Source organism: Pseudobutyrivibrio ruminis DSM 9787 (assembly GCF_900218035.1).
Taxonomy (GTDB): Bacteria; Bacillota; Clostridia; order Lachnospirales; family Lachnospiraceae; genus Pseudobutyrivibrio; species Pseudobutyrivibrio ruminis.
The window spans coordinates 59,410-84,283 of sequence record NZ_OBMR01000006.1; the positions used below are offsets into that span (position 1 = coordinate 59,410).

At 38.6% G+C, this 24,874-nt stretch carries 26 protein-coding genes and 1 pseudogene; 1 reads left to right on the forward strand and 26 read right to left on the reverse strand.

The genetic code is table 11. The features are described 5' to 3' along the window. Window positions 1-3 precede the first annotated feature (3 nt). From CRN97_RS06715 to CRN97_RS06725, 3 genes are all read right to left on the reverse strand, one after another. A complete protein-coding gene (locus CRN97_RS06715) occupies window positions 4-1,296 on the reverse strand; it encodes an extracellular solute-binding protein (protein WP_097076310.1) in 1,293 nt (430 codons plus the stop codon). A 161-nt stretch (window positions 1,297-1,457) separates the two neighbouring features. Next, on the reverse strand, window positions 1,458-2,447 hold the full coding sequence (locus CRN97_RS06720) for a LacI family DNA-binding transcriptional regulator (RefSeq protein WP_097076311.1): 990 nt from the start codon (window positions 2,445-2,447) through the stop codon (window positions 1,458-1,460). Window positions 2,448-2,606: 159 nt separating this feature from the next. Beyond that, a complete protein-coding gene (locus CRN97_RS06725) occupies window positions 2,607-3,593 on the reverse strand; it encodes a calcium/sodium antiporter (protein WP_242962026.1) in 987 nt (328 codons plus the stop codon). Between the two features lie 129 nt (window positions 3,594-3,722). Between CRN97_RS06725 and CRN97_RS06730 the strand changes: the two genes are divergently transcribed. Continuing rightward, window positions 3,723-4,223, forward strand: a complete 501-nt coding sequence (locus CRN97_RS06730) for a TspO/MBR family protein (RefSeq protein ID WP_097076312.1) — start codon at window positions 3,723-3,725, stop codon at window positions 4,221-4,223. Window positions 4,224-4,260: 37 nt separating this feature from the next. Here the strand turns inward: CRN97_RS06730 and CRN97_RS06735 are convergent, their stop codons facing one another. From CRN97_RS06735 to CRN97_RS06845, 23 genes and pseudogenes are all read right to left on the reverse strand, one after another. Next, window positions 4,261-5,271: a type II TA system antitoxin MqsA family protein gene (locus tag CRN97_RS06735; RefSeq protein ID WP_097076313.1), complete on the reverse strand. Its 1,011-nt coding sequence runs from the start codon at window positions 5,269-5,271 to the stop codon at window positions 4,261-4,263. A 24-nt stretch (window positions 5,272-5,295) separates the two neighbouring features. Further along, window positions 5,296-5,691: a hypothetical protein gene (locus tag CRN97_RS06740; RefSeq protein WP_097076314.1), complete on the reverse strand. Its 396-nt coding sequence runs from the start codon at window positions 5,689-5,691 to the stop codon at window positions 5,296-5,298. Window positions 5,692-5,816: 125 nt separating this feature from the next. Next, window positions 5,817-7,142 carry a sensor histidine kinase gene (locus CRN97_RS06745; protein WP_097076315.1) on the reverse strand — a complete coding sequence of 442 codons (1,326 nt, stop codon included), beginning with the start codon at window positions 7,140-7,142 and terminating at the stop codon, window positions 5,817-5,819. Window positions 7,143-7,154: 12 nt separating this feature from the next. Further along, window positions 7,155-7,823, reverse strand: coding sequence for a response regulator transcription factor (locus CRN97_RS06750; RefSeq protein ID WP_097076316.1), 669 nt, complete (start codon window positions 7,821-7,823; stop codon window positions 7,155-7,157). 98 nt (window positions 7,824-7,921) lie between these two features. After that, a pseudogene (locus CRN97_RS06755) lies at window positions 7,922-8,884 on the reverse strand (Na/Pi cotransporter family protein); the annotation flags it as partial. 84 nt (window positions 8,885-8,968) lie between these two features. Further along, window positions 8,969-10,597: an IS66 family transposase gene (gene tnpC / locus CRN97_RS06760; protein WP_097076445.1), complete on the reverse strand. Its 1,629-nt coding sequence runs from the start codon at window positions 10,595-10,597 to the stop codon at window positions 8,969-8,971. 42 nt (window positions 10,598-10,639) lie between these two features. Beyond that, window positions 10,640-11,083: an IS66 family insertion sequence element accessory protein TnpB gene (gene tnpB / locus CRN97_RS06765; RefSeq protein ID WP_097076318.1), complete on the reverse strand. Its 444-nt coding sequence runs from the start codon at window positions 11,081-11,083 to the stop codon at window positions 10,640-10,642. Further along, window positions 11,077-11,460 (reverse strand): IS66 family insertion sequence element accessory protein TnpA, encoded by a 384-nt coding sequence (gene tnpA, locus CRN97_RS06770; protein ID WP_097076319.1) that lies wholly within the window; start codon window positions 11,458-11,460, stop codon window positions 11,077-11,079. Before tnpA ends, tnpB begins: the two co-directional genes overlap by 7 nt. Before the next feature lie 306 nt (window positions 11,461-11,766). Then, window positions 11,767-12,192, reverse strand: coding sequence for a type II toxin-antitoxin system HicB family antitoxin (locus CRN97_RS06775; protein WP_033151952.1), 426 nt, complete (start codon window positions 12,190-12,192; stop codon window positions 11,767-11,769). A 50-nt stretch (window positions 12,193-12,242) separates the two neighbouring features. Then, entirely contained in the window at window positions 12,243-12,413 is a 171-nt protein-coding gene (locus CRN97_RS06780) for a type II toxin-antitoxin system HicA family toxin (protein WP_033151953.1), read from the reverse strand. A 390-nt stretch (window positions 12,414-12,803) separates the two neighbouring features. After that, window positions 12,804-13,202 carry a hypothetical protein gene (locus CRN97_RS06785; RefSeq protein ID WP_097076320.1) on the reverse strand — a complete coding sequence of 133 codons (399 nt, stop codon included), beginning with the start codon at window positions 13,200-13,202 and terminating at the stop codon, window positions 12,804-12,806. A 12-nt stretch (window positions 13,203-13,214) separates the two neighbouring features. Then, window positions 13,215-13,847 carry a flavin reductase gene (locus CRN97_RS06790; protein ID WP_097076446.1) on the reverse strand — a complete coding sequence of 211 codons (633 nt, stop codon included), beginning with the start codon at window positions 13,845-13,847 and terminating at the stop codon, window positions 13,215-13,217. Window positions 13,848-14,112: 265 nt separating this feature from the next. Next, a complete protein-coding gene (locus CRN97_RS06795; RefSeq protein ID WP_097076321.1) occupies window positions 14,113-14,457 on the reverse strand; it encodes a helix-turn-helix domain-containing protein in 345 nt (114 codons plus the stop codon). Window positions 14,458-14,469: 12 nt separating this feature from the next. Continuing rightward, window positions 14,470-14,847 (reverse strand): type II toxin-antitoxin system VapC family toxin, encoded by a 378-nt coding sequence (locus CRN97_RS06800; protein ID WP_097076322.1) that lies wholly within the window; start codon window positions 14,845-14,847, stop codon window positions 14,470-14,472. Next, entirely contained in the window at window positions 14,847-15,047 is a 201-nt protein-coding gene (locus CRN97_RS06805) for a DUF2281 domain-containing protein (RefSeq protein WP_097076323.1), read from the reverse strand. The genes CRN97_RS06800 and CRN97_RS06805 overlap by 1 nt, the downstream gene beginning before the upstream one ends. Window positions 15,048-15,298: 251 nt before the next feature. Continuing rightward, entirely contained in the window at window positions 15,299-16,273 is a 975-nt protein-coding gene (gene bsh, locus CRN97_RS06810) for a choloylglycine hydrolase (protein ID WP_097076324.1), read from the reverse strand. Between the two features lie 12 nt (window positions 16,274-16,285). Continuing rightward, on the reverse strand, window positions 16,286-16,777 hold the full coding sequence (locus tag CRN97_RS06815) for a pyridoxamine 5'-phosphate oxidase family protein (RefSeq protein WP_097076325.1): 492 nt from the start codon (window positions 16,775-16,777) through the stop codon (window positions 16,286-16,288). Between the two features lie 40 nt (window positions 16,778-16,817). Next, on the reverse strand, window positions 16,818-17,495 hold the full coding sequence (locus CRN97_RS06820) for a sugar transferase (RefSeq protein WP_097076326.1): 678 nt from the start codon (window positions 17,493-17,495) through the stop codon (window positions 16,818-16,820). 12 nt (window positions 17,496-17,507) lie between these two features. After that, window positions 17,508-18,272 carry a glycosyltransferase family 2 protein gene (locus CRN97_RS06825; protein ID WP_097076327.1) on the reverse strand — a complete coding sequence of 255 codons (765 nt, stop codon included), beginning with the start codon at window positions 18,270-18,272 and terminating at the stop codon, window positions 17,508-17,510. Between the two features lie 16 nt (window positions 18,273-18,288). Further along, window positions 18,289-19,638 carry a DegT/DnrJ/EryC1/StrS family aminotransferase gene (locus CRN97_RS06830; RefSeq protein WP_097076328.1) on the reverse strand — a complete coding sequence of 450 codons (1,350 nt, stop codon included), beginning with the start codon at window positions 19,636-19,638 and terminating at the stop codon, window positions 18,289-18,291. A 501-nt stretch (window positions 19,639-20,139) separates the two neighbouring features. Continuing rightward, window positions 20,140-21,726 (reverse strand): hypothetical protein, encoded by a 1,587-nt coding sequence (locus CRN97_RS06835; protein ID WP_097076329.1) that lies wholly within the window; start codon window positions 21,724-21,726, stop codon window positions 20,140-20,142. 9 nt (window positions 21,727-21,735) lie between these two features. Beyond that, window positions 21,736-23,184, reverse strand: coding sequence for an MBOAT family O-acyltransferase (locus tag CRN97_RS06840; protein WP_097076330.1), 1,449 nt, complete (start codon window positions 23,182-23,184; stop codon window positions 21,736-21,738). A gap of 160 nt (window positions 23,185-23,344) precedes the next feature. Beyond that, window positions 23,345-24,835 carry a hypothetical protein gene (locus CRN97_RS06845; protein WP_097076331.1) on the reverse strand — a complete coding sequence of 497 codons (1,491 nt, stop codon included), beginning with the start codon at window positions 24,833-24,835 and terminating at the stop codon, window positions 23,345-23,347. Window positions 24,836-24,874: the final 39 nt, after the last annotated feature.

The window sequence follows — 24,874 nt, forward strand, 5'->3', positions numbered from 1 at the left end:
TTGCTATTCTACTGGTTGAGTGATTCCTGCTACTGCATCATCAAGAACTTCCTGACTTACTTTGCCGTCGAGGATGTTCTTTCCAAGTGACTCTGCTGGTGTCCAGTAGTTGCTGCCAACTCTCTGAAGCTCTGCGAATTCTGACTGAGCTGCAAGTGCATCAAGTGCTGGAGATGAAGCTTCTTTAAGTGCCTCTGTGTTTGAAGGGCCTTCGCCTGTAGCTGCGTATACAGCTTCCTGTGTCTCAGCGTTTGTAAGGTACTCAGCAAGAAGCATTGACCAACCTGTGTTCTCTGCGTATGCGTTAACACCTACATATTTGTATCCAGAGTATGAAGCCATCTGCTTGTCTTCGCCGTTAACCTGGAATGTTGGAAGCTTTGTTGCTGCATAGCCATCGCCATAAGCCTCTGAGAATGCATTAACATTCCATGTACCAGAAACGTATGCTACAACCTTGCCATCGTTGAGGTTTGCAAGAAGATCATCGTTGCCATAGCTCTTGAATGCACTTGAAGATGCGATGCTCTGAAGTGATTCTGCAGCTGCAAGACCTGTCTCAGAGTTCCAGTCGCAGTTGTTTGACTGATCTTCATTTTCTGTAAGTGTACATCCAGCGCCCTGGAAGATACCGTATAGATACCAGCCGTTTGCTACTTCGAAACCAACTTCCTTGCCAAGCTCCTCAGCCTTAGCTGTAAGTGCTTCCCAAGAAGCTACATCTTCCTCTGAAAGCTGTGTTGAATCATAGTATAAGAAATAACCGTTTGATGCTGTGAATGGATAGCCATACTGCTTGCCATCGTACTGTCCAGCCTCAACTGTTGCTGGTGTGTCTGTTTCGTTCATGTCATATGTGTACTGAGCTGCTACTTCGTTAAGAGCGCCTGCCTTAACAAGTGCCTCAAGCTGATCGTCTGGGAATACATAAACATCAGCTGCTGCCTCAACATCCTCAAGTACACGATCCTTCATATCAGCTTCTGATACGGCACCGATTGTGATATTAAAATCTACATCGGGATACTCAGCTTCGAAAGCGTCGCAACGCTCTTTCATAACTGTCTGATATTCCTCTGTCTCTGAGCACCAAAGCTCGATGTTTACTGTGCCTTCTGTTGCAGCGATAAGATTTGCGATAGCATCCTCAGATGATGCTTCCTCTGTAGCTTCTGTAGATTCCTCTGTTGTTGAACCTGTCTCAGCTGTAGTCTCTTCTGCTGCGCCCCCGCATCCAACAAAAGCTGATGTAGCCATTGCTGAAACAAGAAGTGCTGATAATAACTTCTTCTTCATTAACCTCTGCCTCCATTTTCTTCATTTTCTTCTCTTTTTTATACTCTTCGATTGTGAAATTGCGCAATCGGTTGTTCTACATACATAATCGTAATGCTTCTGTCGTTTTTCGTCAATTAAGCATTTCCGACAACTATTTTATGACATTTTTGTGAATATTACTAATTTGTACTGTCTCGCATTTGGATATTAAAGTCGGAAAGTGTGAGATTTGTGACATCTTCTCCATCAAGGTTGCGCATAAGCATAGACAAGCCCTCAGCCCCCAGCTTCTTTGCGTCGAAGTACAAGCTGGTGATGGATGGTTTTGATGTAGATAGTAAATTTGAATCGTAAAAGCTGCACAGCTTAATGTCCTCTGGAACAGATAAACCATCGTTGTGCAGACAATTTAGAACTGAATTGCAAAGCATGTCATCCATGCAAACAATGCACTCGGCCCCCTCTGAAATAGCAGTCTTCAAGACTTTGTCCATGCGGTCGCTTTTGTGCATATTTAGATAAATCTGATTTTCATCAGCCTTCATTCCACGATTAATAAAGCCCTGACGGAAACCTGCCAAACGGCTGTGAGTAACGTTGATATTTTCGCCACCACCAATAAGGGCCATACGAGTGATGCCCTTGTCGATAAGTGTTTCAATCATGCGTGTGGCTGCCCCCTCATTATCATGATCGATGAAAGGAACACCTGGCTCCATTGGGTCTCCCACTACGAGGTATGGAATTGCTGCATCTTTTAGGAAATTGATAACTTTAGAATCCTGCTCGCAACGGCTGACCATTACAGCGTCGATTTTTTTGTTGCGCACTGCGTGCTTCAACGCTGAAATGCCGTCGTTATCTGCAAGAATGATAAGAACGTCGTATTCGTATTCCATGGCTCTGTCGCAGACACCTGTCATGAGAGTCTGGAAATATGGCATCTCGCCGAGAGCTGAATCGGCAGGAAAAACCAGCCCCACATTGAATGTGCGGCTAGCTGCCAAAGACCTGGCAACGGCGCTAGGTCTGTAATTTATTTCTTTTATGAAGGCGTTTACCTTTGCCCTGGTTTCCTCGGAAATTCTGCCTTTGCCAGAGATAGCTCTGGATACTGTTGTTTTGGAAAGCCCCAATTCTTTTGCTATTTTATCTAATGTATAACCCATAGTTTCCCCCTAATACTGTGGTCTTCTATCAAGCTATCACAATAGAATCGGTTTTGCAAACGGTTGCGCACATTTTGTTAAATAGTAACAAAATTGGGTGCTGCTATTCGAACAATACGTCATAGCTTCTATTCTCTATTGCAATTTATCATTTCAATATTAAATTCGCATGGCTGCATAACCTACAGTCATTACATACATGAAGATCATTATCAGACCTTCTTTTCTCGTGATTTTTCTTTCGGTGAAGGCATAGCCCCAGGAGATGATTGTAATTACCAACAGTATCAGAAGGTCATATACTGAGGCGACGTTGACCGCTACAGGCGAGATTATCGCTGAGACTCCGAGGATGAATAGCAGGTTGAAGATATTTGAGCCAAGGACATTTCCCAAGGCGATACCTAGCTGGCCTTTTCGGGTGGCGATGATGGAAGTGACCAGCTCAGGGAGGGATGTGCCGATGGCTACAATTGTAAGTCCTACTAAGGTTTCTGACATACCAGCCTGAAGGGCTAGCGTTTTGGCGCTGTATACTACAAGCTTGCCTCCGACGATTATCATGATAAGGCCTGCGATTATAAATACTGCACATTGCCTGTTGGAGTATGATCTGACACTGGACATGTCCTCCAGGGCACTATTCTTTTCTTTCATGAGTATCCAGGCAACGTATAGGATGTATGAAAGTAAAAGTCCAGCTCCGCCAAGGCCTGAAATTGTTGCAACATTTTCTGTGACAACAGGGCCAGTTGATTTGAAGTGGCTGATTATGGAAAATCCGCCAATCGCCACAAACACCGCCAGCGTTGACACTGCTGCAACTGTAAAGTCTCTTTTGATGATTCCTTTCTCTACCACCAATGGGGACATTACAGCGCAGATACCAAGGATACCAAGCATATTGAACATATTGGAACCGATAATGTTGCTCAGTGCAATCTCGCTTGATTTTTCTGCAGCCGCTGTGACGCTGACGGCCAGCTCCGGAGCGCTGGTACCACAGGCCACTATCGTGAGTCCAATAATCAGTCCTGATACTTTAAAATTCTTCGCCAGTGCGGCGCTACCATCTACAAATTTGTTGGCGCCTAGCACGAGTAGCGCGAATCCTACTAATAAAATTAAAATTGTAATTATCATCATGCTGACATTATAGAATGGCAAACTAAAGTTTATGTAAGATGTCTAAAATTAATTTCACTTTACATAGCTTATACCTGCCTAGTGCATATTTAACTTGTATCTAATAACACTTTCATTGAGGAGGTTTTTATGAACGAGGAATTAACTTGCCCACAGAAAATATTAAGATTTGTTCCTATGGTTGCTTTGCCGCTGATTGTTGGAGGAATCAGTGCATTACTTACAGGAAATGCCATGGATTCTTACCAAGTGATGATACAGCCGCCACTTGCGCCGCCGGCTTGGCTGTTTCCTATAGCCTGGACCATTCTTTATATACTGATGGGGCTCGGAAGCTATTTTTTGTTGCTTGCACCTGCAGATACTGCAGAAAAGAAAAGCGCCAAGTGTATAGCGATGATAGTTTACTTCATCCAGCTATGCTTCAACTTTGTATGGTCGCTGATATTTTTCAACGCAGGCCAATATACACTAGCCTTCATTTGGCTGATGATCCTTTGGGTGATGATTATCGTGATGATATGGAAGACTTCTAAGGTATGCTGGAAAGCCACATTGATGTTTGTCCCTTATCTACTGTGGTGCACCTTTGCAGCTTATTTAAATCTGATGATTGCAATATTGAATTAATTAAAAGTGGGAACCGTTTGGTTCCCACTACCTTGTTCTAAAACTGAATTAATTCAGCCCAATTATAATCTATTATTTCCCCATCCTTGGTCTTTTTATATGCCTCTTCTGCATGCATATAATCAACTACATCTTTCGTTTTCATCGTATCAAATTTCGTTATAACAGAATCAATAATGCTCTTCTCATCATTTGACAAAGTTTTTAAATCAAGCTTTTCGTTGTACATTATATGGTATCGCACATTATCATAATCCTCTGCAAGCTCTTCTTCGAAAACAACATTATCCAGTTGCAAAATAGCATCGTGACCTATTGGAAGCGCCCCCATATTTGCATGCTGATACACAAGACCTGTCAGAGATTTTTTATTCTTCTGATAAAATAGGATATCAGTATACCAAAGCATTTTCATTAGTTTCACCTTATACAAGTACTTCACATGCTTCGCTAGATAGTTAATTACTAATTCTAATTTATCAATATTTAATACCTGAAACCCATTTGTAATAGATGGTTCCATATAGTTTAAATAAAAGCTTTCAAGTTTGTTGCGAGCAATGTTTTCTCTTCCATGCTTTGATAGTTCTTCATTTATTCTTTCAAGGAAGACAGCTTCTTTATTTTTATTGAAGTTTTCTTTATTTCTAATATAAAAATAATATAGAACTAATGGATTATTTTTAATCAGTCTCAAAATATTGTCATATGGAGCATCCTGAATAGATTTACTCTCATAACGAGATATTGTTGCTTCTCCCCAGCCTAATACTTGTGACAAATCTACTTGTGATAATCCATATCGCTCTCTTATCTCAACAATCTCATAAGAAGTAAGCAAGCCTTTTTGCTTGCGATAAGCATTTCTTGCATTCAAAAGATTTTCATTTTCCATGCTCCCCGTTGTAAATTCATTGTCCCCTTTTGAATCTGGGCAGATGTAATACTTTTCTTCATACTCTACTTTTAAGCCTTTTATAATTGTAATTGCTTTTCTTTCTTTAAGCTCTACTTCATGATTCTTTCCGCATATTGGACAATTCATCATAATACCTACCTCTACTAAACCCTGTTATTTATATGGATATTTCATTTCCCATTTAGCATAATGAAACGATACGCATATAACTTGACCTATATCATTTATATCTCTACATTTTATCTTGATATATATTTCCCTATCATTAATAAACTTTCCAAAAACTAATAATATAGGTGGATCCGGATCATCTCTATCTAATTTTGACTCGGAATAATTAGAAACTTCTAGAGACTTTAACTCATTTACAACATCAAAAACATCATACTCTAAATCGATTAGAGTGTATGGAGTCGAGTATTCAATTTCTTCTTTGGAATTTTTTATTAACCTGAAATGAGAATCTATGTTAAATGTATCAGCTTTCAGTATACCTTTCATCTGCGACAGAAAGCTGGCCACTTCACTTTTTGATAGTACTACATTCATTAATATGCTCCCTTTACTATCAATTGATAGCAATATCATTATACTATCAATTGATAGTATGTCAATGAATATTTCATGAAGTATTAATGAAAAGTGGGAACCTCGTCGAGGTTCCCACTACCTTTTTACATCAGCACAGTAACCTTGGTTCCTGCCCCCAGTTCACTTTCGATTTGGATTTTGGCATCGTGGATTTCCACGATGTGCTTTACGATTGCTAGGCCGAGGCCGGTTCCGCCGGAGGCTTTGGAGCGGCTTTTGTCGACGCGGTAGAATCGTTCGAAAACGCGGTCTAGGTCGTCGGCAGGGATGCCGATGCCGTCATCTTCAACAATGAGTTTTTTGTAGCCGTATTCTTCCAATACTGAGACTGCCACATGTCCACCATCATTGCCGTAGCGAATGGAGTTTTGCACAAGATTGTCGATTATCTCACGAATAAGATCTGGGCGGCAGCGAACTGTTGTAGATTGTCCCGATAAGGTGATGTCTATATTTCGCTGAGTGGCGGACATAGATAAGGACTCGAGCTCCTCTGATGCAAGCTGATATAAGTCCACCGTCTCAAACTGCTCATCATTATCGTCGCTGTCTAGCTCGGATAGCTTAATGATGTCCTCTATGAGGGACAGCAATCTGTTTGCGTTCTTATCTATTTCGTCAGCAAAGTGCTTTCTCTTATCCGCAGGTGTATCATCTACTCCCAACAACTGAGCATAGCCTGAGATTGCGGTAAGTGGAGTCTTCAATTCATGGCTAACATTGGCTGAAAAGTCCTGGCGCATCTTTGCCGCCGCCAAGACCTCTTCATGCTGCTTTCGGATTTTGCTGATAAAAGGATAAAGCTCAGGGTATGGTGAGTCCACAAAATCATCATTGAGTTTCCCTGCCACATCCTCAATTGGCTTCATCAGCTGACGTGTAAGGATTCGTGAAGCCAGCACGCACACAAATGATATGAGCAAAATCAGGCTAAGACATAGAGGCAAGCCACTGGCAAATACCACCCACACTGCGTCCACTTCCTGGGCAATGCGAAGGATTCGACCGTCGTTTAGGCGCAGGGCATAATAATAGTCCTTCAGACCCATGGTATCGGACTGCCTTTCTATCTCTCCAGAACCAGTCTCCATGGCACTGACAATCTCTGGCCTGTTGGCATGATTGTCCATCTGCTCCGCATTTACGGTATTGTCAAAAAGAACAGTTCCATCAACATCTATCAGCGTAACTCGCAGTTTTGCATCCATCAACTTTGGATTGGCCTCCAAGGCGGCCACATCTGCGGTGTCAAAAAATCCTGTGTCTTTGAAAATCTGAGCGGTTACCTGCATATCCTGGTGAACCTGCCGCTCAAACAGAGCATAATAGGCAAGGGTCACACAGATGGATGTGCAAAGCACCGTGGCGATAATCAGCGCCAAAAATCTAAGGTAAATCTTCTGTGCCATGGTTCCTCCCTATCAATCAATGACGTATCCAACGTTTCGAACAGTGCGAATCAGGCTACCGCAGCTCCCCAGCTTGGTCCTGAGAGTTTTTATGTGCATGTCCAAGGTACGAGATTCCAGCTCGTAATCTATGCCCCAGATTTTGTCCATTATCTGTGTACGTTTCAGGACAATGCCGCGATTCAGCGCCAGGTATTTCAGCAGCTCGTATTCTTTGTAGGTGAGCTCTATAGTTTGGCCAGCCACTGTCACCTGGTGCCTCTGGTCATTTATGATAAGATCATCGATAGTAATGATTTCCTGAGAAGCCTCCATGGTGCGGCGAAGCAGAGCCTTTACCCGGGATGTGAGCTCCATCACCGAAAATGGCTTTTTGATGTAATCGTCAGCACCAGTTTCCAGGCCACGAACCAGATCGATTTCGCCAGTTTTGGCGGTGACCATAATCACTGGAATAGCAGCAGTTATTTCGCTGGAGCGAAGCTGCCTTACTATTTCAAACCCGTTTTCATCAGGAAGCATGATATCCAGCAAGACAAGGTCGGGCAGATTGTGTTCTAAAACATCAAAAAAGTCTGCCCCATTGGCAAAGCTGTCGACCTGATAGCCGGCATTTGCCAGGGCAAACTCTTCTATTTCTCTGATATTCTCGTCGTCTTCTACAATGTAAACAAGAGCCATAGTGACCTCCTTCATATGTACATAAACAATCAATCTATGTGATACTATAGTATGATTATCTAAATTTTATGTAAAGAGGAATAACCTGTGCTCACACGATCATCGGGGACTGTGTATTCCGCCAGGCGTACCAGATGCTTCGAGAATGGATAAATTATCATGGTGCTTCCTATGTTAAAAACTGAATGGATAACTGCGATAGCCACTGGACCAACAGCCGCCGTTAGGAATTCAAAATTAAAAATCATGTTTAATCCATAAAAAGCTAACGTAAATACGGTAACACCGACCACATTAAAGTATAGGTGAATCATGGATGCTCGTCTGGCATTTTTGCTGGCTCCCACTGATGATAGCAACGCTGTGGAGCAAGTGCCGATATTCTGGCCTAGGATGATAGGAAGTGCTGCGCCAAAGCTGACTGCTCCCGTCAAAGACAGTGCCTGCAGGATTCCAACTGATGCCGATGAGCTCTGGATGATGGCAGTAAACACCATGCCAACAATAATTCCAAAGAGTGGATTTGAAACTGCAACCAGCATATTCTCAAAATATGGGCTGTGGGCAAGGGGCTCCATTGATGCGCTCATGGCATCCATTCCAAATATCAACACGGAAAATCCGATTAGTAAATGGGATATGTTTATGCGCTTCGCATTTTCCTTTGCCTTCATGTAAAGCACCACGCCAATCATGGCAAGTATTGGTGCAAATGATGATGGCTTTAGCATTTTGATAAGCACAGCATCGCTTTCGATTCCCACCATGGATAGCATCCAGGATGTAACTGTGGTACCGATGTTGGCGCCCATGATTACGCCAACCGCCTGGCGCAAGCTCATGATTCCCGAATTCACAAAGCTTATAACCATTACTGTGGTGGCCGATGATGACTGAATCACCGCTGTGACACCAGCTCCTAACAGCACACCATAAATTGTTTTGTTTGTAAGACGCTCCAGTATTTGCGTCATCTTTCCCGAAGCCAATGCCTGCAGGCCGTCTCCCATGAGCTTCATGCCATACAGGAAGAGCGCCAGCCCACCCAGCAACTTCAGAATCGTAAGCGCCTAATAAAAAGGCGGCCCTCCTAAAATCTCTCGCACCCAAGCGAGGATTGCGAGGATGCGAGTATTTTACTCCAATTATCTTTTACATTTTTCAATTACATCCTGATTCCAAGGAGCAATTGTTTCCAACTGTTCATCAGTCCAATCTTTCGATGGGCGCTGACTCAGGATATATTTGATGTATTCATAAATATTTAGTTCATGAGCTTTTGCCATTTCTACGATACTGTAAACTGTAGCACTGGCAGTTGCTCCAGCAGGAGAATCTGAAAACAACCAATTCTTTCTGCCAACAGTGAAAGGCCTGATGGCATTTTCACTTGCATTATTAGAAAAGCTGCATCGTCCATCCTCTAGATATGAGGTTAAAAATTCACGACGATGATTGATATAATTCACAGCTTTATCCAGCCTAGAGTTTCTAACTGGATTTTGTGAATCAAGCCACTCAAAAAAGGCCTCCAAAACTGGTTGTTCCTTTTGCAGACGAAGCTTGTGACGCTCTTCGTACGAGACTTTCTTGCGATTAATTGAGTCTTCGATTTCGAAGAGTTTATTGCAGTATTGAACTCCCTGTACTGCGGGATTTGTGTAATCATACTGTTTTCCTTTTGGAATGGCATCAATCAGATATCTTCTGACATGAGCCCAACAGCAGCATCTTGTAATACCTGGCACCTTGTTATAACCTTGGTAACCATCGCATTCAAGATAACCTTCAAATCCCTTTAGGAAGTTTTTGGCATTTTCTCCTGCCCTTGTTTCGGAGTAGCCGTACATTATTATTGGAGGTAATCCATCTTCGCCTGTACGGTATACCCACATGTAGGACTTTGACTCAGCCCTCCGACCAGGTTCATTTAATACTTGAACCGGAGTCTCATCAGCCATTAGGAAGTTCCTTTCTAATAGCTTACGATGGAAGAACTGATAGAGTGGATCAAAATAATGTTTAGAACAATAAATGATCCAGTTAGCCAAAGTGGTTCGGCTTAATTCAATGCCATACTGCTCCCAGTCTTTCTCCTGACGATATAAAGGTAATGCATTGCCATACTTCTGATATATCGTCCATGCAACAGATGATTCTGATGCGAGAGAGTGCTTCATAAGTGGTTTCTTATCAAGTTTAGCTTTTATGATATATGGCTCGTCTGTATTCTTACATTCCGGACAGCCATAATGATAACTTACATATTCCTTAACCTTGACTTTGGCTGGAATGTATTCGAGTTCTCTTCGAATTAGCTCCTTGCCGATGTATTCAAGAGGAGTACCACACTGCGGACAAATCTTATCTTCGTCAGGGATATCTACAACGACTTCCTCGACAGGAATACCTTTAAGTTTTTCCTCAAGCGTAGTTTTAGCTTTACGCTTATGCTCTTTGACGATAGTCTCAACATCAGGAACTAAGATGTCATCAGATTGGAGCGCTTCAGCTTCATCAAACAAGCTGAGTTGACCATCTATTTCTTCATGGCGTCTTTCACTGGAAGCGCCAAAAAGTTTTTTAGTAAGATAATCAATCTGCTCTTGCAAAACAGCTTCACGTTTTTGATGTTCTGCCTCACGACTTTCAGCATCCTGCAACGTTTTTTGCAGCTGAACAATGACTGTAGTCTGAGCTGAGATAGTCGTATTAAGTTGTGAAATGGTATCTTTCAGTTCTTGTAACTGAATGTCTCTAGCCCCTCTTGCCACAGCCATTTCTCCTTTGTTTTGATACCTAAATTATACCAAAATTCAGGCCTCATTAACAGCAAGAAATGCAGTATTTTCAAGGCTTTGCGAGGGTTTTGATAGCTGTTCACAACCGCTATATTTTGTTAGTAAGTTATCAACATTTTTGTATGTTCCAATGGCTTTTGGTTGCTCAATTTCGAGACCAGACATAAGCCAATCGAACTGTTGCCAGGTAAGTGGTCGTACTTCAGATTTATCTCTGGGCCAACGATACCTGCCTTCAACTGCAAGACGTTTGTACAAAAGTACAAACCCATCAGATTCCCATAGTAAAGCTTTTAGCCTGTCGCACCTTCTGCCACAGAATAAATACAAAGCACTTCTTTTAGGATCCATATGCAGTTGCTCTATTACAATGGCACAAAGGCCATCGATAGACTTTCTCATATCGGTGTATCCGCATACTATATAAATTTCGTTTACACCGGAAATATCGCCTAGCATAAGCTGCCTTTCATAGCAGAAATGACTTGCGATAATAACAAGGTATCAATTCCATTTGGAATTGTTAGTTTAGCTCCATTCATTTCAAGAATTAATGGTTGTGAATTTGAAGGAGCTTCTATACAAACAGGATGAACCTCTGGTTCATCAGGAATTACATCAAGTAAAACGACATCTTGTTTTAGTGACGGTAGTTTTTCATCACGCCATGGCTGAGGAAGTTCACAGCCTTGTTTTCTAAGACGAACTGTCCAGTTATAAAAGGTTGATGGTCCAATTCCATGCTGGCGACACCATTCGGCATCACTAAGACCACTTTGCCTGGCCTCCATGACTAAACGGTATTGTTCACTAGCAGGTGTTTTAGATCTTCTCATTGATAGGTCCTCCTTAAGATAATTGGAGTGAAATGCAATCAATACATTCAATCCTATCAATGATTATAAAAAAGAAAGGAAGCCTATTAAATCCGCTGGATTATTAGGCGCTTACTCAGAATCATAAAAATGTCCATTTCATGCCTCCTTAATACAAGAAATTTTCCAAATGTTTTCACTTGTATTATGGAGGTAAAATGTAAAGGGAGGGTAAAGTGGGGAATTAATTAGTACATTATAGTATTTCCTTCTATACAAAAGGGCCAGCTGCATAAATAACAGCTAGCCCCTTTAAAAAGACAAATTTTAATTTCCTAAATTATAGTTTAAATTCAATATGTTTGCAATAGCGTCCTGAAGAACTCTGGAGTAATTTAGCCCCGCTTCATCAGCCTTTACTGTCATCCAATATGGAACAGTGCAATTCTTTCTAACTGCGCGATTGTCATATTGTCTACGGTATTCAGCCAAATCGACATCTACCATTGTTTGCAAACCATCGGAATAGTCAAAAATATCATTATTTTTTTTGGCCTTTTTTACAGCCTCTTTATATGTAGAAGCTTCAGGTAAATCATTTTCCTGCCCCATGCAAGCTAAGCCAATATAATCTCTAGCCATTTCTATAGCATCTGCTAAATCTGCCCCCTCAGTGTAGCCATCTAAATCAGGAATATAAACCAAAAATTCATCGCCAGATTGTTTAATTAATACCGGATATGCAACCTTCATAATAGCACCTTTCCACTCTTCCCCTACAGAAAGATCAAGCAAGGTAGGGATTAAATCCCCGCCTTCTTGATAATCTGCTTAGCTGTTATCTCGTTAAGTTCTCTGTGCCGCGGTATCACGACCTGTGTTGTACCGTTGGTATAAATATCATGACTTCCGCCATTTCTCAATAGATAATAGCCAGCATTTTCAAGGTTTTTAATTAAAATTTGTCTTTTCATTTCAGTTACCTCGAAAATGTATTTTCATCTATTATTATACGCATTCAATACGTATTGTCAAGATGTTACAAAAGTCCTATAAGAAAACAAAGACCCAACTATTATCAGTAGTTCTTATATCTTTAGGAATAAATTATATTATTTCACTTTGTGTAGAAAATCATTATTGTCAATTAAACGCTAGCAACAAACAAATTCATCGGCATTTACATTCCGCTATATACTACTGTCATATTATTCACCTATAATCTTCTAGGTTAATGTTTTCATATGTTAAAGAATTTGATATCATTAAACGTGAATAGCGGTACGTTTCTACGGAGCGTACTTAGGGGAACTGGATGCGTCCGGTTCTCCTTTTTAATATCCAAATATAAATTTCAATTTTTCCTACATCTCTTCCTCAAAATCCTTATCATAGAACAGATACTTACGGCAAGCCAAAAGAATCGCAATACAAACTATACGAATCAAAGTTTCCAATGGAGCTTCATGCCCAACTACCAGTCCCCTGGCGATGGCAAATATCAAGACTTCAACGATAGTGTTCATGGAATGCTTTATAAGCATTCTGATAAATTCGATAACAATCACTGCATTAAATGCTGTGACTAAAATATCTTCGATATATTCATCAAATGCCAGCTCAGTCAGCGATACCACATGTATTCCCAATTGGATGCAGCTATACGCAACTCCAACCAACAATATGACTGCCACTATCTTTTCTAGGAAGCTTGGCATTTTTAGGATGAAATCATGTGCTTTTTCTATGATAGATTTTTTCATGTTGATTCCTTTTTACCTTTGTTCTATTTTCTCAAAGTCTGCCTTAGGGTGTTTGCAGATAGGGCAGATGAAATCATCTGGAAGTTCCTCTCCAACCCACTCATATCCACAAATGCGGCAACGCCAGATTGTCTCTCCCTTTGGAGTGGTTCCAACTGCCTCTGGCTTTGGTTTAATGTTGCTTTGATAATATTCATATGTTGCAGACGCTGCATTCGAAAGAACTTCCATGGCTACTGGCTCGCAGATAAATAGAGTATGAGAACCCAGGTCTACAGTCTTTTCTACCTTCAGTGAAAAGTACGCGTTGGTTCCTACTGTAATATATGGAATGCCATTTTCTGAGGTCTGGTAATGCGCGGTTGGATAAGCAGCAAACTTATCTACATCTCTACCGGATTGGAAGCCGAAATGCTTGAACAAATCAAAGGTAGCATCCTGGCTAATGACAGAGATATTGCACTGTCCAGCGGCTTTCACCATATCGTGAGTATAGTTTGCCTTGTTGATAGCTACTGAAATACGGTTTGGCTCTGATGCAACTTGAATAGCTGTGTTGACAATACAGCCATTGATCTTGTCGCCTTGTACTGCCGTACACACAAACAGCCCATAAGATAATTTGTACATTGCCTTTGTGTTCATTTCACTCATACACTGCCTCCTCTTACATTAAAGATTATGTAATTAATATAGTTATCTAGTGTAAAGTTGATGTAATAATTACCATTCTGAATCTATATACTTAGCCACCTCAGCATTAGTCTTGAATCTACGACTCACAATGTCAACAACCTTTTTAACACCCCGTCCATAATAATCTTGTTATATCATTTGATCTAAAAGTCTTTCTTTCAATTACATTCTCATTTTGAACATAATGATAAATTGAAGCAATAATAATACGCTCCTACAATCCTAGGAGCGCTTTTGCATATCCCATTAATCTGTTTCGCATACTTGTGTCCATATCACTATATGCTGCCATTAATTCGCCTAAATCAGACTCTTTATCTATTACATAATAGTCCGTTCTATTACCTCTGGAACCATCCTCTTCTATCCCTGATAATAACCATTCTGGTGTTACATTAAGCACTTTGCAGATTATCATTATTTTATCTGAAGCTGGATTAGTTTTCTTTTTTCGCCAATCGCTTATTGTGCTCTGCGGAATACCTGTTTTATCGGAAAATTCTTTCTGACTTATTTTTCTTTCATCCAACAATTGAAGAATTCTCTCGCTTGCTGTCATACAACAACTCCTTTACCAAACTACATTGACATCATATTTAGGTATAATAGTGTCTCGCGTTACTAGAACCATATTTTCTGTAATCGCCTGTGAAACTATCAACCTATCAAAAGGATCTCTATGTATATCTGGCAATTTTTTTATATAATCTAAATGCTCTGCTCGTATAGGAAGTATTGTAATATCTACCTCTTTGCACTTAGATGCCAATTGCTCTATTGAGACATCAATATCTAGTTTTCCCAAAGATTGCTTTATCGCTATCTCCCATAGAGAAGCAATGCTAACATAAACATCTTTCTCAGACTTTATTAATTTAAGCGCTTCTTCTGATAAGTTTGAATCATCAAACATAAACCATATCAATGCATGGGTGTCAATCAAACACATCACATATACTCCTTAAATTCATCAATTGAATCGTCAAAATCCTCTGCCATATAGTTTAGCTTCCCTTTCAGCATATTTGACTCTCTATATTTTGTTTTTGAATTATACTTAGTTTTGAGAAATCTAACAAAATCAACTACTTCGGCCATATCGCTTTCATTTAACCCTTTTACTTCTTCTAATAGTTCTGCATATGCCATAAGCTAACCTCCTCTAGACTGATATTCTAAACCTTTATAACAGTTCTTCCTATCCCAATTCTATCATGTGTCTATTTGCATATACAATATTCTTTTGCATTTTACCCATCTTCTAATTAATACTATTATACGTATTCTATCAGTGAAATAATAAGCTGTCAATCCCAATTCGTGTTAATCAACAGCTTTTCATTTATTTAAAAAAACGAACGTATTTTAATACGTTCGTTTTACGTTCGCTTATAAATTCGTTAATTCTCCCACAAAATATTCTCACCATGTCTCAATGGATAAGTAGTCAGTTTGTCCCCATCTAAATCTGCCTTATGCATATCCACTGCAGTAATTTGGTGGTTTTCATAGGTATTGTAATAGTAGATTCCCTTATCCAAATTACAGCAAGAAGTGTAGATGGTGATTTCATATGCATCTTCACCTAGATGCACGCATCCCCTCTGCTGGTCCACCGAACCAAGGATGTGGAAGAATTGGCTTACACTTTCCAGCTCTGATTCACCTGATACAGAATTCATTCGGGTGAAAGCTGCTTTCACAAAACGGGATGTAGATGATAAATCTCCTGGCAGGCCGATGGCTCCCATGCCACGGCTATACTGTTGCAAGGATAAGTCTTTCGCAAAAGCATTATGAGCTGACTCAGTAGAAAGCGACATGTATTTATTTAATTCAAATAGTTGGATATCAAAAGTTGGATTGTTAGTCATAACGCCAACAGGATTATCGTAAACACGTAGTCCATCTTGGGTCTGTTCGACAACTATAGATTCTGATTTATCAGAAATCATCCAATGAAGAGGCGATAGTGGAAGTTCCTCACTGAAGTTTTCATTTATGAGATTAATTTTAGCCAGCAATAATCTAGCTTCCTGCACAGAAGCACACTGTCCTAAAATCCATGGAATAAACTCAAAAGGTGTGATGTTATCTTTATCCGAATTTTCTTCCTTATAGTCTGCATTGCTAGGGAAGTTCAGCCCAGCCATACCAACACCTTTTTCATTGATGGCATCATAGAAGAGAGGATAGTCATCCACCACAAAAGCCATGCCTATTAGAGCGTAATGGCTATCCAAATCATTCTGATGCCTGATAGGAAACCTGTAGTTCCTAGGCATAATGGTTACTGTCTCGTGATAAGAAAACTCCAAATCCAGGTTTCTACCAAAGTAATGATCTTTGCTATAGTATGTTGCAGCAGTACACATTTTTCACTCCTCCTATTTCTCCCCCGGCATCAATCTCTGTTTTGCAGTTAGTTCTTCGACATCGATTCTAAAGACTGTAACAATAGATACCATTCTCTCATCAAACTGGAAGTCATCTTTTCCAGTTTGAGTTTTCATTAAAGCTGTTAATGCTGCCATTTTTTCGACTGGTTCATCCACTATGGTAATCTGTCCAAATCCCATAATTGATTCATAGACCATGCCATATTGACACGCTAATCTACCTTCGAATGGCTCAACATTTCTTTCTAGTGAAAAGCAGCAATTAGGATTCTTGCGGATGATATCCAACTTCTTTCCTTCGTGGGCTCCATGAAGATAAATCACATAATGCCCATCAGCTTCATCTTTAGTTACACCGTAGTTCATTGGAACAACATAAGGAATACCCTCATCTGCTAATCCGAGATGAAGGTATTTGCTTTCGTTTAATATGGATTCAATATGATTTACGTCTGTAATTTCTCTGTCTCTTCTTCGCATAGGCCCCCCCGAGTTTTCCCAGTAATACACTAATCTAAATTTACAAAACCGCCCCCACAGTTCTAAACATTGTCTTTATATCGCCCCAGAAGCTGAACTGTTTTAGACTTCTGAGATTGTATTCCATCTTTGCTGGAAGCACCTGCTCCACGTAGACTGTATCAGCATCCTCTGCATTATCAAGCAAGTCTGCTTCGTCTTTATACAAAATGCTAGCTTCGCTAGTGATGCCTGCAGGTAATAAAAGAGTGGCCCACATGGCGCCTGTGTATTTTTCTACATATCGGACTGCTTCCGGTCTGGTGCCTACGAATGTCATGTCCCCAGTTAAAACATTCAAAAGCTGTGGTATCTCGTCCAATCTTGCTCCACGGAGCTTTGCTCCGATTTTAGTAACTCTGGAATCGTTGCTTGTAGTAACATGTGCTCCCACTTTATCTGCATTTGAAACCATCGTTCTGAATTTGAATATCCTGAAATGCTTGCCGTATGTGGTGACTCTCTCCTGGCGATAGAACACGCCGCCTGGCGAATCTAAAGCAATCATGATTGAAATTACAAGCATTGGAATAGCCAACAAAATCAGCAAAATCAATGCCACCACTATGTCAAACAATCTTTTGAAGAACAAGGATAAGCCTTTTTTATTAAGCAAATCGTAATAAGGCCTGACCTCTTCAATTTGCATATATTCAGGCAAATCTTCCCACTTTTTCATATATCTCTTTTCCTATATCTGATTCTCGTATCTTATTTTTTTCAAAACACCATAAAACATGTTCCAGCATGCAAACCAAAAAGCGATAAGCGCAGGCTTTTCATCACACATGTGGAATAAGTCATAATGACTTCTAAGCTTTTTGCTGAGCTTATCATGAGATATGGATACTGTACGAATTCTATACTGCGCCAAGTTCTCAGGCAAGCGATAGCAGCTAGCCTTTTTGCAGAGTTGCAAAAGGATAGCGTAGTCGTTGTTCTTTTTAATGTCTTTTATCTGTATTACACCAAAAGCAGATGCTTTATACATGAAAGTCAGACAGCCTGGATAACCATAGTTGTACATTTTGTGCTTTGTAACAACATCTGGGCCAGAAACTCTGATGCCAATAGGCTTGCTTGCTTCATCTATCTTTTCGAAATCATGATAAGAAAAAACATAGTCATGCTCTACCATGAATTCAAGCTGCTTTTCAAGCTTTGTTGGAGACCAAAGATCATCGGAATCCAAAAATGCAATCCAATCTCCTTTCGCCTCACGCATAGCGCGATTTCTGGTGACTGCCGCTCCTGAGTTTTGCTCATTAACAAATACTTTAACACGAGGGTCATCGACCTGATTTAAAAGATCAACTGTTCCATCAGTAGATGCATCATCCACAATGATGAGCTCCCAGTTTTGATATGTCTGATTCAAAACAGACTCAACAGATTCCATGATGTAACCTGCTGTATTCCATGAAGGCATAATTACTGAAACAAGCCCTCTATCCATATATTAATCCTCCAAATTACTTTGCAAATACAGCCTTCAAGCTGGCAATGATGTAATCAACATCCTCGTCGGAAAGGTTAGTATGAAGAGGAAGTGTAATTTCATTTCTGTAGTAATCATATGCATTTGGGAAATCATTAATGTCATATCCCATTTTTTTGTATGCAGTCATCATTGGTAGTGGCTTGTAGTGTACATTTGTCGCTACTCCTCGCTCAGCAAGCTTTATGATGAACTCATTGCGCTGCTGCTCAGTGGCATTTGGCACACGCATGAGATATAAATGATTGCTGCTGTCCATTTCATCCATGTGATGATTCAAATGAAGAAGGCCGAGCTCATCGCAGGCATTATCGTATTTACGAATGATATCAAGACGTCTATCAAGCAAGCCAAGATATCTATCAAGCTGTCGAAGGCCAATTGCAGCCATAATATCTGTCATGTTGCATTTGTACCATGGGCCGACAATATCATACTCCCACGCACCAATCTGAGTCTTTGCAAGTGCATCCTTGCTCTGGCCATGGAGTGAAAGAAGCTGATACATATGATAGATTTCTGCATCTGTAACGCCTGTATCATAAACTGACTTTGGAAGCTTCCAGCTAGATGCTCCTCCCTCTGCAGTAGTAAAGTTTTTAACTGCATGGAAGCTAAAGCTAGAAAAATCAGCCAAATTTCCAGCGTATATCTTCTGTCCCTTAAAAGAAACGCTTGCGCCAAGGCTGTGTGCACAATCAGCAACAATAGCAACGCGACCAAAGCCCTGCTGGATTTTTGATGAAAGCTCATCTAATGAATTCTCTGTAGTGCTCTTTGGAACAAACTTTGACTTCTGACGCTCTGCGATTTCAAATACTCGCTCATAATCGCCAACTAATCCACCAAGGTCAACTACAACAATTGCTTTTGTCTTCTCTGTAATAGCTGCTTCAAGGGCTTCATAGTCATATTCTGGCATGTGAGATGTGCTATTACCATTTGGCTGAACATCTACAAAGACAGGTGTAGCTCCACAATGACAAACTGCACTGGCTGAAGCAGTGTAAGTGTAGGCTGGAACGATTACCTCGTCCCCTGGGCCAACGCCCCAAATTCGAAGATTGAGCTCCTCAGCTGCGGTAGCAGAATTAAGACAAACTACTCTGTTACTATATTTTGCAACGCCAGCTTCGCTCTCGCAATCTACATCATTTTTTCCAGTATCAATATATGCTGCAAGGCGTCTCTCTAAAAGCTTTGTACGTGGACCAGTTGTGATCCAGCCGCTCTTAAGAGCCTTTGCAACTTCTTCAACTTCAGCATCAGATATATCTGGTGGGCTGAAAGGTATATTTCTTAATATAATTTCATTTTCTGACATGGTAATCTCCTTAAATAAAAAACCAATTGCTTACATGTAAATGTAGGCAATTGGTATTATACAACTTTTTGAGGGTTCTATAAACTATAATGGTCATATATTTATGTAGCTACTAGCTTGACTGTATTGCAATATTAGCCATACGTATTAAGAGATTCAAAGCCCCTTACATACAATGTACTTGAAATAAGCAGATTCTTCCTGACTCAATTTGTATACACAATTTCAGCAAGGTTTCATTTTATACATAATAGTAGACAATTACCTTTGTATTGTGTGTATCTGATTGCTCATGCTTAATGCAGTTCTGCTAATAATTTTTTTTGACACAACACAATACAATTCGCTCTATTAAATACCCCTATATAAATAGCTACTCTGCAAAATAGTTAACTTCTTCCTTAACGCAATACAAATTCGGCAACGTTCCAACATTATGTCCACACTTCGATCAAATCAACTAGAATATATTGTACTAGAATATCTAGTTTATCTCTCAAATCAATACATATAAATTTCACTAAACTGAAAACCGGAATCCGAATCTCCAGTATCGTCAATATAGCCTCCATTCATAACTATTGTAACTTCTCCAGTTACTGTAGACAAATCCATAACATACTGATGCACTTCATTATCTATTGTTGAATAATCTGCAGCGAAGTTCCCAACCAAATCTCCGTCCTTATTATATACATAAACAACTGGCATACCTTGTCCCACAGTCTTTCTTCCATAAAAACTCAAATAATTATAGCCATCATTCATGTTTACTTTAAATTTAACGCCTATATATTCTTTGTCCCTAATATAATCTGCCAAATCCTCGGTAGCATAATCTCTATCCAATGTTCCCTTACAATCAATAATCGTATTTCTACCATTATTATCTTTAATCCAGTCAGCTCCATTTGTAAAGACGTCCAAATTATCATCATTTAATACATCTAGTGGCTCAACACCTGTTAATTCTTTATTTAGTAATGCCGCTGCATAAAAATCTGCTTCATAGTCTACTTGCCCATTTACGCTTTTGTAATCAAAACTCGTGTAAAAGTCCTTTTCTTGCTTAAGATAACTTTTATAATTATCCTCTGTGAGCCGATACAATCCATCATGCATCCATTTAAGCATTAAACTATTTATCCAGCATGCATAATGTGATCCATCCTTGTAGTTATTTAAATCTGTTGTTATATCTGTTCTATTATTAAACGAAAACAAATGAATGTTTTTATGTGTAACTATGAGTTCTGTTATATACTCCTCAGCCTCAAGCATTTTGTATAGCGTCCCCCCCTCATTCCACTCGTTCCATCGCGCCACACTATATGGAGAGTAAAAATAATAAAAATCAACCTCGGGATAATCATCTGCAAGCATCGTTACATTCATAGTTATATTCTTTTTAATTGTTTTTCTTTCTTCATCTGAAAGATGAATCTGTTCAGTTTTTGTCTCTATAATTCCATTTGGACTAACCGTATTTATTCCAAAACTACATTCTGACTGCCATCTTGAATAATCATCAAACGACGTAATCCCCGAAACAAATCCTTCTTTATCATTGTCCAATGTCATTGGATAAACTCTGTTGAATATAACATCTCTATTCAGAAGATATTCTACATCATTAAATGGATTATTATCGTAAAGGTAACTAGGGTATTCCCCTAAGTCAGGCCGCATATCATCATAACCATCTAAAAACTTTCCCATATCAAGACATCGAATCACCAGCTTCAAATCCTTGTTTGATTCAAGTGCATTCTTCAAGTTATCATTTATTTCTTTATATGATCCCCCTGAATATGCTACCTTTATAAAATTACACCCAAATATTTCATCTGCCTCTGTAACTCTAAAATTTTCAGTCATTGAAGTTCCTGTTATTAATGCATTATAATCAAAATGTTTACTAATACCATCATTTTGACTTCGTTCATTATTCAATGGATAATAATATTCATCTACATTAGGTTTATGATAATGAAAAAAAGGATCTATCCTGTATACCCAAAAACCCATAATACTTAATGTCGTTATGACAATAACAAACCAACCTATTAGCCACATTTTCACTTTCATAGTTTCCTCTTAAAATCCAAAATATACGAATGTTGACTCTGCTCCTAAACATAGAACTCCCCAAATGAAAGCAATAGCCGAAAGAAGCAACGATCCTACATTTAAGCTATTCCTTTTCTTATAATTATTTTCAGGGACAAAGCATACAAAACTTGCAACTAGAATAAATATCAGCATATTAAAACCACGAACATTTGTCGGCAAGAAATTCAAACCTAACACATTATAAATAAATTGATTTTCAGCCAAGTTAAACGACTCAACCATCCCATCACTTACTGCTGTATTCTGCATTAACAGAATCTTAAACAGAATTGATTTCCATTGTTCTACAGTCTGAGTACTAAATAGAAGCCATAACACACTTACAACTCCAAACGTACATACCCACCTAACTGGCATGAATACTTTTTCTTCCGCTTTTTCAAACATCCTATCAAAACAACTGAACAGACCGTGTAGCCCTCCCCATAAAATGAATGTCCAATTCGCACCGTGCCATAATCCACTAACTAAGAAAACTATGATAGTATTTACATAAGTAAAAAGCATTCCCTTCCGTGATCCTCCAAGAGGGATATAAATATACTTAGTTAAAAATTTTGTTAGAGATATATGCCATCTTTTCCAAAAGTCCCTAATTGAAATTGCTTTATAAGGAGAATCAAAGTTCATGGGCAAATCTATGTTGAGCATTGATGACACACCTACCGCCATATCACTATATCCACTGAAATCAAAATATATTTCAAAAGTATAGAATACTATAAGCAAAATGCAATCCATTGATGTTATAGCATCAATATTTGTATATGCCCATGAAACCGCTTTAGCAAAAGTATCTGCCAAAAGCACCTTCTTTATAAGCCCCAAGCTAAAAATCTTGATACCTGTTGTAATATTTGTTAAATTCGCCTTTTTTCTTTCATTCTGGTTTAACTGAGAAATATAATCTACAGGATCAATAATCGGTCCCATTATAAGCTTAGGAAAATACAAAATATATGCCAAATAGTCTATAATATCATTGTTTTCAAGATTTTCGTTCTCTGTTGCAACGACATATGCTATCTGTTGAAAAGTATAAAAAGAAATTCCTAATGGCAGAATTATATTCTTAAGCGCAAATTCTTTACCAAAAAAAATATTTATATTTGCGATGGTGAAATTATAATACTTGAAATAAAACAACAATACTACATTTACAATAATCGGTAATGCAAGCAATGCCTTATTTTTTATTTTGAACTTTTTTATTACCAAAGCAGATGTATAATTAATGAGTATACTTATTCCTAAATAAATAAGCATACTTATTTTGCCCATAGAATAAAAAACAATGCTAGAAACAACTATTACAAGTTTTCCTATAACTGGCTTAATCTTATTCGCCAAGAAATAAAGCAATACTGTAATTGGTAAAAAATATAGTATGAACTCATAACTATTAAACTGCATATTAAACACATTCCCTTCTTGCTTCAGTCGATTCCATCTTGTTTTGCTGTATTATTACTCTTAGAATAGCCATTTCAAGCTCATCCTATTCTATAATTTCCAATTAACATCAACGATGTAAGTACACAGTTTTCACTTACAATCGAAACCCACTTAAGTTTTATTGTTTGTAAAATAACATGGCGCAAGACTCAAATTCATCATTATCGCTAGTGTATACACAAGTATACTTATTTCTATTTAAAAAAGACTGTATATTTTCATCATAGTAATTCCCCAAAGGTGATATCACTATTACCTTCGGCATTTCTTTTTGTAAATCTTGCATATATTCAGCTTTTATTTCTGGCGAAACATTTCCTATCGGAAACTGATAAGAATATCTGGTTGCATGAACTCTATCGCTTAAAACATAAACAATATCCCAATTACCATAGACAGAAATCTTATCACCTTCATCTGTTAAATCAGTTACCATATTAACAACACTATTTGTTACATCCCAAATGTGATTTTCGCTCTTATCCTCATAAACCACTGCAATCTCTTCAATAGTATTTATCCAACTAGGAACAATCACCATACTCAATATATATAAGGATGTTATCAACATAACAGCTTTTCTTATATTTTCATCTATAATTTTTTCAATATCTCTGAACATTAAACCTAGCGGATATACTACTGCGGGGATTAAAATCATCCCATAATGATTATATTCCATGCCGCTCATAACCATAAGCATTATGGTTAATACCAAATAAATAATATATGAAATATTAAGTACTATCTTTTCCTTTAAATGAAATATCATACAAAAAAAAGAAACCATGTATATTGTAGTATTAAAAAATTTTACAAAAGCCTTCCACTTAGAAGAAAATAATACTCTTTCACCATCAACTGATGAATAGCGCATATTGAAAATAATGTAATCCTGAATGCAGTAATATAAATCATGTTTTATCAACAGCCAAACAACTATTGGTGCTATACTGATGAATAATCCTAGCGAAAACCATATTACAAATCGTGTCCATTCTTTTATTTCTTTTTTTAATATAAGAATTAATGATATAACAGTACAGTATACTAACCAAATTGATATCATATTAGGTCTCAGCATCAATACAAATCCACAGCATAAACCAGATAGTAAAAGTCTTCTTTTTGATATAACGTTATTTAATAAATAATCCAGAAAATAATAAACTCCGACAGCAATACAAGGCATTGCGTATTCTTCTACTAAGTTCCCTCCATCATAATATATAAATAGGAGTGATACCGCACTAAGACTAGTAATAATAGATGACGCTATGCCACATACTAGTCTTGATATCTTATACAGCATATAAAACGCAATACTAATACAAAAGATTTCGATTATCCATATACCTATATAGTGAGAAATTCTATCCCCCCCCCAATTCAAGAGATATAATAGCGGTCCTTTATGATCAAATGAATCCTTATATGGCATATATCCATGTTCCATCATTAACGCTATCGTTTTGAACACACTAGAATCTACACCGGAATCACTAATCACCCAAGGGTGCAATGGACTGTTAAATCCAAATAATAATGCCATCAAGAAAGAAATTGTACAAGCCATTATTTCTTCCGAATGCTCAATAATTCTTTTCATTGTTATCAAAATCCTTCCCAAGTATAATGATGAATAATA